Annotated in this window: 8 protein-coding genes; 3 read left to right on the top strand and 5 right to left on the bottom strand. The window is 70.0% G+C overall.

Annotated elements, in window-relative coordinates:
- Positions 1–125 precede the first annotated feature (125 nt).
- The gene (locus tag HUT10_RS19465) at positions 126–1,661 is read left to right on the top strand and encodes a histidine kinase (RefSeq protein WP_254896935.1); all 1,536 of its coding nucleotides are present in this window, start codon (positions 126–128) and stop codon (positions 1,659–1,661) included.
- A 44-nt stretch (positions 1,662–1,705) separates the two neighbouring features.
- On the opposite strand, the gene HUT10_RS19470 is transcribed toward HUT10_RS19465, so the two are convergent.
- Both HUT10_RS19470 and HUT10_RS19475 read right to left on the bottom strand, forming a co-directional pair.
- The gene (locus tag HUT10_RS19470) at positions 1,706–3,640 is read right to left on the bottom strand and encodes a protease pro-enzyme activation domain-containing protein (RefSeq protein ID WP_176172531.1); all 1,935 of its coding nucleotides are present in this window, start codon (positions 3,638–3,640) and stop codon (positions 1,706–1,708) included.
- A gap of 304 nt (positions 3,641–3,944) precedes the next feature.
- A complete protein-coding gene (locus tag HUT10_RS19475; protein ID WP_217709623.1) occupies positions 3,945–5,090 on the bottom strand; it encodes an ROK family transcriptional regulator in 1,146 nt (381 codons plus the stop codon).
- Between the two features lie 58 nt (positions 5,091–5,148).
- On the opposite strand from HUT10_RS19475, the gene HUT10_RS19480 reads away from it, so the two are divergent.
- Positions 5,149–6,384, top strand: a complete 1,236-nt coding sequence (locus tag HUT10_RS19480) for a trehalase family glycosidase (RefSeq protein WP_176172533.1) — start codon at positions 5,149–5,151, stop codon at positions 6,382–6,384.
- A gap of 58 nt (positions 6,385–6,442) precedes the next feature.
- Here HUT10_RS19480 and HUT10_RS19485 read toward each other — a convergent pair whose 3' ends face one another.
- Positions 6,443–8,215 (bottom strand): alpha-L-fucosidase, encoded by a 1,773-nt coding sequence (locus tag HUT10_RS19485; RefSeq protein WP_176172534.1) that lies wholly within the window; start codon positions 8,213–8,215, stop codon positions 6,443–6,445.
- 348 nt (positions 8,216–8,563) lie between these two features.
- Between HUT10_RS19485 and HUT10_RS19490 the strand changes: the two genes are divergently transcribed.
- Entirely contained in the window at positions 8,564–9,748 is a 1,185-nt protein-coding gene (locus HUT10_RS19490) for a glycoside hydrolase family 105 protein (RefSeq protein WP_176172535.1), read from the top strand.
- 246 nt (positions 9,749–9,994) lie between these two features.
- On the opposite strand, the gene HUT10_RS19495 is transcribed toward HUT10_RS19490, so the two are convergent.
- Complete coding sequence (locus tag HUT10_RS19495) at positions 9,995–11,476, bottom strand: glycoside hydrolase family 28 protein (RefSeq protein ID WP_176172536.1); 1,482 nt, start codon at positions 11,474–11,476, stop codon at positions 9,995–9,997.
- A 248-nt stretch (positions 11,477–11,724) separates the two neighbouring features.
- Complete coding sequence (locus tag HUT10_RS19500) at positions 11,725–12,351, bottom strand: TetR family transcriptional regulator (RefSeq protein WP_176172537.1); 627 nt, start codon at positions 12,349–12,351, stop codon at positions 11,725–11,727.
- Position 12,352: the final 1 nt, after the last annotated feature.

Here is a 12,352-nt window from a genome sequence, read left to right on the forward strand (position 1 = left end):
CAGCCGCGTGGTGTAACGCGACGGCCCGAACGGACGAATCACGGTTAGCCGTTGCCGGACTGCTCCACACAACCGCCAGGACCCGTCGGGAGGGGCGCGCAGTGCAGCACCCGCGGACGTCGGCGATGACCGGCCTTTTGGCCGCCGGGTGCGCGCTCGGCGTGGTGGCGCTGACGCTCAAAGCCGGCGAAGGCACCCACTCGGCGCTCGACACCGCGCTCAGCACCACGACCGGGTTCCTCTTCCTGCTCGCGGGCGCGGTCGCGCACGTGCGCCGCCCGGCCAACCCGATCGGGGTGCTCATCGCCCTCGCCGGCGTCGCCCTGTTCCTCGAAGACCTGCAGTTCACGCACGACCCGGTGCTGTACACGATCGCCGTCCCGCTGCGTGCCGCGTCGAGCCCGGTGATCGCGCACCTCGTGCTCGCCTTCCCGCACGGGCGGCTCCGCTCGCGGTGGGAGCGGCTGCTGGTGGCCGCGGCCTACGTCGTGGTGCTGGGCATCGGCGTGGTCGGCCTGCTGACCGACGACGACCGGCGCGACCTGCTGGCCGTCGCGGCCGACTCGCAGGCCGGTCCCGTGGTGGGCCGCGCCCTCGGGCTCGCCGCGACGGTGATCAGCGCCGGGGTGATCGTCGTGCTGCTCTACCGGTGGCTGACCGGGCGGCTGCCGCAGCGGCGGCTGCTGTCGCCGGTGGTGGTGATCGCGCTGGCCGGGGCCGTGACGTCGGGAGCGGGCACGGCGCTCGGCGACGGGCAGCCGCTGTCCGAGCCGCTGCTGATGGCGTACCGGATCCTGTTCTGCCTGTGGCCGCTGGCGTTCCTGGCCGGCGTGATGCGGGCCAGGGTCGGCAACGCCGAGATGATCCGGCTGCTGCTGGAGCGCGACGGCACCGGGCTGGCCGCGCTGGTGCAGGACGACGAGGTGTGGAAGGACAGCCGGTCGATCGACGCGCTCAACGCGGCCGCCGGGCTGGTGCTGGACAACCAGCGGCTCACCGCCGAGCTGGAGCAGCGGCTGGCCGAGGTGCGCGCGTCGCGGGCCCGGCTGGTCGCGGCCGGCGACGAGGAGCGCCGCCGGCTCGAACGCGACCTGCACGACGGCGCCCAGCAGCGCCTGGTCAGCGTCGTGCTGCTGCTGCGGATGGCCGGCCGCCGCCCCGGCGCCGAGCTGCCGCCGGAGCTCCGGGCGCTGCTCACCGGCGCGGTCGACGAGCTGCAGACGGCGATCACCGAACTGCGGGAGCTGGCCCGCGGCATCCGCCCGGCGATCCTGACCGAAGCGGGCCTGGTCGCGGCGGTGCGGTCGCTGTCCGACCGCATCCCGATGGAGGTGGCGCTGACCGTCGGCACGGTGCCGCGCCTGGACGCGGCGGTGGAGGCGACGGCGTACTTCGTGACGTCGGAGGCGCTGACGAACGCGCTGAAGCACGCCCGGACCGACCACGCCGACGTGCGGATCGAAGTGGTGGGCGCCGAGCTGCGGGTGGAAGTGGGGGACACCGGTGTCGGTGGTGCGGACACCGACGGCGGGACCGGGCTCGCCGGGCTGCGCGACCGCGTCCAGGCCCTCGGCGGCGAACTCGACGTCGCCAGCGGGGCCGGGGGCACCACGGTGACCGCGGTGATCCCCCTCGGCGCCGAAAACGCCGGAAAGCCGTGAAGGCCCCCTCGGACGGTCCGAGGAGGCCTTCACGGGGTTTCTGACTAGACGAGCAGCAGGAACAGCAGCCCGTTGGGCGTGCCGAGCCCGGTCACGTCGTCGTAGCCGGGGGCGGTGTGGATGGTCAGGCCCTGGTAGTCCAGGTTCCGCGCCGAGCGGAGCAGGCCACCCGAGGCGTCGACCGAGTTCGCGTAGTCGACGCGGGCCACGGCCTGGCCGTCCACGTGCTTCACGTCGGTGATCGCCGGCGTGCGGGACGTCAGCTTGTAGATCACCGGGTTGATGAAGCCGTGGTGGAAGTGGTCGAAGCTGTCGGCCACCGCCATGATGCCGGCGAACACCGGCGACGCGAGGCTCGTGCCGCCGATCCGGTACTGGTCGTAGTGCGCACCCTCCGGGAAGGTCTGCGTCTGGCCGACCAGGAAGCCGGTGTTCGGGTCGCCGACCGCGGAGATGTCCGGGACGACGCGGCCCTTGGTGTTGCCGGTCTGGTTCTTCTTCGCCAGCGCGTCCGGCACGACGCCCTTCTGGTAGAAGGGCTGCGTGAACAGGCGGCTGGTGCCGCCGCCGGAACCGCTGGTGTAGTTGGCCGGGCCGTAGACGCCGTTGGTCAGCGTCGACTTGCTGGTCTCCCAGCCGGTCTCGAAGATCTTCTTGCCGTCCTTGCCGATGGCGATGGACGTGCCGCCGACCGCGGTGATCCACGGCGCCGAGGCGGAGAAGTCCGGCGACGGCGTGCCGAGGCGCGCGACCTCGTCACCGTTGTCGCCCGAGGAGAAGTAGACGCCGATGCCCTCGAGCACCGCCTGCAGCGAGATCTGGTTGAACACCTTGACCTCGTCGGCCGGGATGTCCTCGCCGGTGTCGCCGTAGGAATTCGACACGATGTCGGCCTTGTGGCCGGCGATGACGTAGTTCAGCGCCACGTCGAGGGCGTTGTCCTCGCAGGACTCGCCGCCGACGTACAGGATGTCGGCACCCGGCGCGAGACCGTGGGCGGCCTCGACGTCGAGGGTCTCCTCGCCGTACCAGCCGGCCGCGTCGCACTGGTCCGGCGGCTCGAGGACGGGGTTCGCCGGGAAGATGTGCTGCTTGAACTGGCTCTGCTTGAGCGGGTGCGCCGGGTCGTTCTTCTTGGCGTACGTGCTGGCGTCGGAGTAGATGGTCGGCGAGGCGAACGCGTCCACGATAGCGATCGTGGTGCCCTTGCCGTCGGCGCCGACCTTGTCGATGCCGTAGGCCGACCGCAGCTGGGCCGGGGTGTAGCCGCAGGGGGCGTACGGCAGCTGCTTGCCGTTGTAGGCGGGATCGGTGGTGTCGATCTTCTCGCCGTAGTACGCGCTGCACGGCGGCGCGTTGCGGAAGCCGGGGCCGGGCGGGACGTCCGACGGCGTGCCGGAGCCGGTCGCGTGGTCCGGCTTGAACAGGTTGGTGGCCTGGTCGACGCCGACGACGCCGAGCACGTCACCGGCGAGGTTCGCGGGCACCGACAGGTTCTTGTCGGCGGCGCGCAGCGTCTGGCCCTTGACCCGGTACTTGCCGAGGTCGACGGCGAACGCCTGCTCCGTCTGGGCGGCGGTGCCGGTGGCTTCGACGTAGGCGCGGTTCGACGGGATGTCGCCGATGCTGAAGCCGCTGCCGGTCAGCCACGCCTTGACGGCGTTCACCGTCGCGTCACTGGCGGCGAAACGGTCGCGCACCTGGTCGGGACTCAGGAACTGGCGGTAGGTGGCGCTGTCCGGGTCGGACACGGCCTGCGCCAGCGCTTCGGCACCGGCGTTGTCGCGCTGGTTCAGGTAGACCCGGAAGCTCAGCTTCGCGGCGGGCGCGGTGTCGGCGACCTTCGCCTGCGCGTTCGCCCACAACGGGTGCGACTGCGGAATGTCCTGACGCCCCTGCGCGGACGCCGTCGCCGGCAGGGTGCCGGTCAGGCCACCCACCACCGCGAGCGAAAGGAGCAGGGTGGAGCTTCTTCGCACAGAAATCTCCCTCTTCGAAAGCGGCCCCCAGAAACGGGCCTTGGAACACCGGGTGAGACTAGATCGGTGTTCCACCCCCGGGGAAGTGCGTGCGGAACCGTTATCTGGCCGGGAATTCGCGAACTGGTGACCGTGGTACGGAAATCCGATTTGTCGCTCGGAAAACGCGAGGAATGGTATTCGATGGGCACTAAGTCCGGTTCGTGCCGGTATCGTGGACCAGCAGAGACGGGCGTGCGCCACCTACCAAAGTAGGTTGCTCCGTCCACACCGGACAGTGCGGCGGGTGACGGCAGTTCGGCCGTCACGCCCGCGCGGTCAGCCGCCGGTCCACCTCGGCCGGGGCGAACACCGCGTCGACGACCATCGCCACCGCGCCGGCCAGCGCCGTTCCCTCGCCGCGGCCGCCGATTTCCACCCGCAGGTTCTGCGTCGCCCGCGGCAGCGCCCGGCGGTAGAGCACCTCGCGCACCCCCGCCACGAAATGCGGCTCGGCCAGGTCTCCGGCGATCACCACCACACCCGGGTTCACCACGCAGACCAGCGTCGCCAGCACCTCCCCCACCTGCCGGCCAGCCACTTCGGCGAGCCGGACCGCGGCCGGCTCGCCCGCCGTGATCCGGTCGCGCACGCCCGAACCCGACGCGGTCGGCAGGCCCAGCTCCGTCAGCCGGGCCGCCAGTGCCCCACCGCCGGCGACGGCCGCCAGGCAGCCCCGGGACCCGCAGAGGCACTGCGCCTCCGGGTGCTCCGGCAGCCGGATGTGGCCGATGTCGCCCGCGCCGCCGTCGATCCCGCGGTACACCTCGCCGCCCAGGACCAGGCCCGCGCCGATCCCGGTCGACACCTTCACCACGACCAGCGCGGCCGAATCCGGGTGCCGGGCGCGGTGCTCGCCCAGCGCCATCAGGTTCGCGTCGTTGTCGACCAGCACCGGGGCGCCGAAGCGGGCGCCGAGGTGGCCGTCGATCGGGTAGCCGTCCCAGCCCGGCATGATCGGCGGCTGGACGACCCGGGCGCGGCCGGGCTCCACCGGCCCCGGCACCGAGATCCCGACGCCGCACACCGGACGGCCCACCTCGGCCCGCAGCGTCTCGAACCACTCCGCGATCCGGTCCAGCACGGGCTCCGGCCCGTCGGCGACCCGCAGCGCGCCCGCGCGGCGGGCCAGGACGCGGCCGGCCAGGTCGGTGAGCACGGCCTCGGCGTGCGTCGTGTCGATGCTCGCGGCGAGGACGACGGCGTGCCCGTCGTCGAACCGCAGCTGTCGCGCCGGGCGGCCACCGGTGGAGTCCTCCTGGTCACCCTCGGCGAGCAGGCCGGCCGTCTGGAGCTGTTCCAGGCGCATGGTCAGGGTCGAGCGGGACAGCCCGCTGCGGAGCTGCAGGGCCTTCCGCGTGGTCGCCTGCCCGGTCCTGACCAGCTGCAACAGCTCGCCGGCGGTCGCCATCGAGCTCCCTTCGACTTTTGTCCATTGACAAGACATAAGTAGGAGATATGTTGGACACATGAACGTAACATGGGGGCGTGCTGCCGAGGTCCTCGCGGGCAACTGGCTCGGTTCGTCGACCGTGCCCTCGCGCGGGCTCTACCCGCACCAGTGGAGCTGGGACTCCGCCTTCATCGCGTTCGGGCTGCGCCACCTCTCCCCTTCGCGGGCCCGGCGCGAGCTGCTGACGCTGTTCTCCGCGCAGTGGCGCGACGGCCGCGTCCCCCACATCCTGTTCAATCCTGACACCCCGCCCGAGGCGTACTTCCCCGGCCCGGCCTTCTGGCAGGCCGGGCGGACGTCGGGGCTGATCCAGCCGCCGATCCACGCCAGGGCGGTGCTGGCGGTGCACGAAGCCGACCCCGACCCGATGTTCCTCGCCACCCTGTACCCGAAGCTGCGGGCCTGGCACGAGTACCTGCACACCGGGCGCGACGCGGGCGGCCGCGGCCTCGCGGCGATCGTGCACCCGTGGGAGTCGGGCATGGACAACAGCCCGGCGTGGGACGGCCCGCTCTCGCGCGTCACGCCGTCGACCGGGTTCGTCCGCCGCGACCTGGAGCACGGCGAAGCCGCCGACCGGCCGAGCGACGAGGACTACGGCCGGTACGTCCGGCTCGCCACCGACTACCGCGACAGCGGCTACCGCGACTTCGGTGACTTCGTCGTCGAGGACCCCGGCTTCAACGCCCTGCTGGCCGACGCCGAACTGGCGCTGGCCGAGATCGCCGAGATCCTCCGGCTGCCCGCGGCCGCGGCCACCCACCGCGAGGCCGCGGCCCGCGTCACGAAGGCACTGCAGGACACGCTGTGGGACAGCGCGGTCGGCTGGTTCTTCGCCAGGGACGTCCGCACCGGTGCGCCGGCCCCCGAGTACACCTGCGCGGGCCTGCTGCCGCTGCTGCTGCCGGACCTGGCGGTCGCCCCCGCCGTGCTGGCCACCGCGACCGGCCCGCGCTTCCGGCTCGGCCGGGTGCACGGCGTCCCGAGCTTCGACCTGACCGCACCGGGCTTCGACCCGGGCCGGTACTGGCGCGGGCCGTCGTGGTTCAACGTCGGCTGGCTGGTCCGCCAGGGCCTGCTCCGCCACGGGGAGCACGTGCTCGCCGCCCGATTGGGCGAAGACCTCGTCGAGACCGCGTGCGCGACCGGCTTCGCCGAGTACGTCGACCCGCTGACCGCAGCCGGACACGGCACCCGCTCCTTCAGCTGGACCGCGGCACTGACCGTGGACCTGCTGGCCGAGCGGCACTGAGGAACGGGCCGCCCAGCCGCTTTCGGGGGCGGCTGGGCGGTCCGGCACTCGGGCCCGCTCAGCCCGCCGCGGTCGCGTAGTCCGAGCCCACCCAGGTTTCGTCGATCCTCAGCCGCTTGTAGCGCGTGCTGTCGCTCGAGGCCGCGTACGTGCTCGTCACCTGGAGCCGGACGTACCGGGCGGTCACCGCGGAGAGGTCGACGAACTGGACGCCGCGGTGGCTCGGCAGCGTCCCGGACTTCACCGCACTGCCCCAGTCCTTGCCGTCACTCGACACGAACACCTTGTACGCCTTGATCCGCGCCGACTGCTCGGAGTCCGACCGGGCGTAGCTGACCGAGTCCTCCCGCTGGTTGATCCCGAGGTACTGGACCTTCTTCGCCGCACCGAGGTCGTAGTCCAGGTTGACCGGCAGTGTCTTGTTGTTGTCGAAGTAGGTCAGGTAACTGCCGTCGCTCGCCGCCTGTCCACTGTGGCCACTGGCCGAGGCGCTCGCTTTCAGCGTCACGGTCTTCGGGTCGTAGGTGCCGGTGCGGCCCGCCGTCTCGACCTTGAACACCGTGTCGTAGGTGTCCCAACCGGACAGTCCGGTCAGCGTCAGGCTGCCGCCCGACTGGCTGAAGGAGATCGCCGCGCCGGTGCGCAGGTTCGTGACGCGGCGGACGCGGTAGCCGTTGTCGCGGATCTTGAGCGTGCTCCCCGACGGCTTGGTCAGGACGTGCAGGTACTGGGTGTCTCCCTTGATGGTGATGACGCCGTGGGCGCCGTCGTTCCAGAAGCCCGGCTGCATGCCGCCGTACATGTACCCGCCGCCCTCGGTGCCGCCGAGGGACTCCCAGATCGCGTCGAGGTACGTCTTCGCGAAGTTGTTGAACGCCTCCTGGTTGGACGGGAACTTGCCGTTCACCATCGCCGTCTCGGCCATCAGCGACTTGATCGACGAGCCGGAGTTGGTGATGAACCGGCCGATGTTGAGCATCTTGCCGACGGCCGAGTTGGACCCGCCGTACCACCACGAGCCGCTGTCGGGGAGCTTGAAGCACGCCTCGGTGAGCCGGGGCATCGCCGTGTACGTCGCCTGCGGGTAGTCGTACGACGGCGTCATGCCGGTCTTCTGCTCGTTGCTGATCGTGTCCATGATCGGCGTGTCTTCGTTGTTGTTGCTGAGCAGGTAGTCCGGGCGCTGCTGGTAGATCTGCTGGTAGAGGTCGTGCGACTCCCAGTAGGCGTTGTCGTTGTCGATCCAGAAGCCGCCGAGGTCCGGGTAGTTCTTCATGACCTCGAAGAAGTTGTCGTAGCTGAACTGGCCGAAGCCGGACTGGCTGTCGAGGTCGACGTCCTTGCCCTTGTACTTCGAGTAGCCGGCGGAGTCGAGCCACTCGTGGCCGCCTTCGTCGTGCCACTGGGCGTCGTTGGTCATGTAGAGGATGACCTTGAGCCCGCGGGCCTTCGCCGCGGCGATCAGCTCGCCGAGGAAGTCCCGCTTGGTGCTGCAGCTGCCCGGGATCTTCGACGGCCACGCCCGCGAGTAGCCGAGGCGGCTGTGGAAGGAGGCGAGCACGAGGTAGGACGCGTGCAGCTTCTCGGCTTCGGTGACCCAGTAGCCGGGACTCCACCCGCCGTCGGTGATCGCCTTTTCCCAGGCGCTGCAACTGGTGTAGCCGGGTGAGGTGCGCATGCCCCAGTGCAGGAACAGCCCGGCCTGGCTGTCGCGCAGCCACTGCTGGGAGGGTTTCTGCAGATCGGCCGAAGCCGGCGCGGCGATGAGCCCGGACACCGCCAGTGCCGCCGCGCACGCGACGAGCAGCCTGCGGAGGAACCTGTCTGCCATTGACAACCTCCAGTGGTCTGGTCCACCCGGTGTGTACTCCTGACGACGAGGGCCGGTCAAGACTTACATCCGACCTTTCCGCGGAGTTTCGCTGGCCGGTACATCGACACTGCCGCCGATCGGGTTAAATATCTGATATATGACGCAAGAGATCTGATCTCTCTTGACGGCGGCTCCGGGAAGTGAGTAGATGTTCCCCGAGAGCGCTTTCGCTCACCAGACCATCGCTCCGGCGACACGGGCAGCACGCCGCGCCCTCCAGAGCTGGTCGGGATGCCGACGGACGGCGGATCGGCATCCCGGCCACCCTTTCACCGCGTCGCGGGGCCAGCGCATGAAAGGACGACGATGTCCGAACACCCCCTTCGCCCGACCCGGCGCGCGGTCCTGGCCGGCACCCTCGGCGCCCTGGGCTCTTTGGCTGCCGCGGGCCCCCTCGCGCGGGCCGCGGACCAGCTCCCCCCGATCGGCGGCGCGGCACCGGCGGACTGGTCCCGCGCGGTGATCGACTCGACGATGAAGCGCTACACGCCCGACAAGATCGGCGGCTGGGGCTACACGCTCGGCCTGTACCTCTACGGGCAGTACCTGTTCTACAAGCGCACCGGCGAGAAGAAGTACCTCGACTACATCGTGGCCTGGTACGACCGGTTCATCACCGACAGCGGTATCTCCAACAGCTTCAACAACCTCGACTCGATGCGCTCGTGCCAGATGCTGCCGCTGCTCCACGCGGAGACGGGCCGCAAGAAGTACAAGACGGCGGCCGACCAGCTGCGCAAGCGCTTCCCGTCCTACCCGCGCACGTCCGACGGCGGCATGTTCCACGCGACCAGCAAGGTCGGCCAGCTGTGGGGCGACGGCGTCTACATGGCCCAGCCGTTCCTCGCGTTGTACGGCGCGTCCTTCGGCGACGGGGCCTACTGCTTCGAAGAGGCGGCGAAGAACATCGTCGTGTACTTCAGCCACCTGCGTGAGCCGGCGAAGAACCTGCTGTACCACGCCTACGACGAGGACGGCTCCGAGTCGTGGGCGTCCGGGACCGGGCACCACTCGAAGTACCACTGGGCCCGCGCGATCGGCTGGTTCGGCATGGCCACCATCGACATCCTCGAGGTGCTGCCGGCCGACCACCCGCGGCGGGCCGCGCTGATCGACGTCGTCAAGTTCCTGGCGGCCGGCTACCAGCGCTACCAGGACGCGGCGACCGGCCGCTGGTACCAGGTGGTCGACCGCGGCGGCGACTCGAAGAACTGGCTGGAGACGTCGGCGTCGTCGATGTACACGTTCACGATGGCCCGCGGCGTCCAGCGCGGCTACCTGCCGGCGTCCTACCAGGCGGTGGCGGACAAGGGCTACGCCGGCGTGCTTCGCAAGGTCTCCGTCGGCTCGGACGGCCTGACGAACATCACGGACATCTGCGAAGGCACCAACGTCGGCGACCTGTCCTACTACTACGGCCGGGCCCGCAAGACCAACGACTTCCACGGCCTCGGCGCCTTCCTCATCATGAACGAGCAGTACTCCCACTGACCCTCGCGACGCCGCAGAAGGGGCCCCGGCCAACCGCCGGGGCCCCTTCCCCATGTGCGGGAAACCGGATCCGGCGTGATCCGGCCCGTATCTCGTGTGATTGAAGCCGGAACTCGCGTGATTGAAGCCGGACCGGCGCTGATCACGTGAGATTCGGCGCTGATCACGTGAGTTCCGGCTCTGGTCACGCGGGATACGGGTGAGGCCCCTTCCCGTTTTGCGGGAAGGGGCCTCCGGGGGGTGGGGTCAGCAGGTGGAGGTGGAGCTTGAGGTGTTGAGGCGGAGGGCGGAGCCCGACGTGGTCGCCGAGTCCTTGACGCAGTAGCCCGTCACCGACTGGAAGCCGATGTCGAACGGGCTCTTCGAGCCCTTCTCCGCCGTGAAGTGGTCGAACGTGATGTCCGAGCTGTTGTTGACGATGCTCGCCGGGCGGCCGTCGTCCTTGGCGAACTCGACCGAGCTGTCCACGAACTTGATGCCGTTCGCGTAGTGCAGGTACCAGCCGTAGGACGGGCGGGTGCCGATGCTCTTCGGGTTGTAGTCCGTCGCCGTGTTGCTCGGGACGCCCGTGCCCATCGTGCCGTTGCCGCCGGGCACGGTCAGCTTCACGCCGGTGAACGTGACGCCGGAGACGCGGTGGCTGCTGTCCGCGCCCCAGATCGTCGGGCTGAAGTTGCTGCCGGTGTGCGTGCCGGTGACGTTGTCCAGCGTGATGTTGCTGATCGAACCGACGCCGGGGTTGTTGCCGCAGCGCTTGCGCGTGCCGATCTTCATCATGATCGGCGAATACGTGCCGGACATCGTGATGTTGCGGTAGTGCACGTCGGAAATCTTCGCGCCGTCCATCGAGACGATCCCGATCCCCGATTTGTGCGCGCCGGTGATCGTGATGTCCGAGAACTGGTAGCCGGTGAAGTCACCGCACGTCTCGGAGCCGAACATCAGCGCGTTGCAGCACTGCGCCGAAAGTTTCGCGTTGTTCACCGTCACGTTCCCGTTCGGCAGTTTCGCCCCGAGCGCGTAGTCGCTCTTGAACACCAGTGCGTCGTCGTTCGCCGCGATGTTCGCGTTGGTGATCGTGACGTTGGTGGTGCTGATGATGTTCCAGCCGTCGCGGTCACTCGCCGTGTCGATCGTCAGGTGGTCGGAAACGACGTTCGTGCAGCCGTTGATCAGGGCCGCGAAGTGCCCGCCGCGACGCAGCTTGACGCCGGAGAGGGTCAGGCCGTCACACCGGGTGAGGGACAGGATCTTGTCGGCCTCGCCGGACTTCGGGTTGCCGGTGATGAGGTTGCCGCCGCCGTCGATCGTGCCGGCGCCGGTGAAGCCGATGTTCGTCAGCTTGTCGCCGTAGAACATCGCGTTGTGGAAGTGGCTGTGGCCGTAGTCCTGGTACTCGTCCCACTGGTTCGACTCGGGCTTGTCGTAGGTGTCCGCACCGGACCCCGTGATGGTCGCACCCGCGTCGAGCTGGATCGTGACGTTGCTCTTGAGGTGAACGGTGTTCGCCGACTTGTACGTGCCGGATCCGAACCGGACGGTGCCGCCGCCCGCCGCGTTGGCCGCGGTGATGGCCTTGTCGATGGCGGCCGAATCGTTGGCCGATCCGTTTCCCTTGGCGCCGTAGTCCTTGACGTCGTAAACGCCGCCGGGTGCGGCGGTGGAAACGCCGGCGCCGGTCACCACCAGCCCCGCCACCGCGAACGTGATCAGCAAGAGTTTTTTCACCGTGGAACCGCCTTGTCATGAAATCGCAGAATTCGGCATGACGGCGGAACACCCAGATTACGAGTGCGGCGAAGGGAATGTCAAGATCGACGGGGCTTGGGGACCCGCGCCACCCCCAGTCGGGCGCGGGTCCCCGTGATCGGGGGTCCGGTGTCCATTCAGGATTCTCGGAGTCTACCTTCGCCGGGCCCGGGTGCCCCGTGCGTTCTTCATGGTCCGGACCATGAGTGCGGCACGGACGGCGGCGGTCAGCCGAACCCTACTCCGGACGACAGCAGGGTGAACGCCCGTTCGGCCGTCACCCGAGCCTCGGGGTACTGCTCCGCCGCGGGGACGCCGGCCGCGACCGCGGCCATGTTCGCCGTGGCCAGCGTCCGCCGGACCGCGGAGATCTGCGCCGCGGCCAGGCCCGCGTCCGGCGAAGGCACCCCGGCCTCGGCGAGCGCGGCGGCCAGCGCCACCTCCCCCGCGGAGGTGAATTCCGCCAGCCGCGCCACCAGCGCCGGGGTGCCGGTGACGAGCCGGAACACCGCGACGACCTCGGGCAGGTCGCACAGCCCGGTCACCGGCTCCCGCGCTTCGAGGCCCCGCACGAACGCCTCCCGCAACGCCGCCAGTGGCCCTTGGCCCGGCGGGCGGGCGCGGACGACGTCCGCCGCGTCGGTCTCGTGGTCGGCGAACCGGTGCAGCACGAGGTCCTCCTTGGTCGGGAAGTAGGCGAACAGCGTCCGCTTGGACACCTCGGCCACCCGCGCCACCTCGGCGACCCCGACGTCGTCGAACCCGCGCTCGAGGAAGAGCCCGATCGCCGCCGCCGAGATCGCCGCCCGCGTCCGGAGCTTCTTGCGCTCCCGCAGGCCCAGTTCGTCGTTCACG

It is taken from the genome of Amycolatopsis sp. Hca4 (assembly GCF_013364075.1).
Classification (GTDB): domain Bacteria; phylum Actinomycetota; class Actinomycetes; order Mycobacteriales; family Pseudonocardiaceae; genus Amycolatopsis.

What these genes read in the sequence shown, in the direction of transcription:
- HUT10_RS19485 (WP_176172534.1), bottom strand. Translation starts at nt 8,215, where the DNA reads ATGGCAGACAGGTTCCTCCGCAGGCTGCTCGTCGCGTGCGCGGCGGCA.
- HUT10_RS19465 (WP_254896935.1), top strand. Translation starts at nt 126, where the DNA reads ATGACCGGCCTTTTGGCCGCCGGGTGCGCGCTCGGCGTGGTGGCGCTG.
- HUT10_RS19475 (WP_217709623.1), bottom strand. Translation starts at nt 5,090, where the DNA reads ATGGCGACCGCCGGCGAGCTGTTGCAGCTGGTCAGGACCGGGCAGGCG.
- HUT10_RS19480 (WP_176172533.1), top strand. Translation starts at nt 5,149, where the DNA reads ATGAACGTAACATGGGGGCGTGCTGCCGAGGTCCTCGCGGGCAACTGG.
- HUT10_RS19490 (WP_176172535.1), top strand. Translation starts at nt 8,564, where the DNA reads ATGTCCGAACACCCCCTTCGCCCGACCCGGCGCGCGGTCCTGGCCGGC.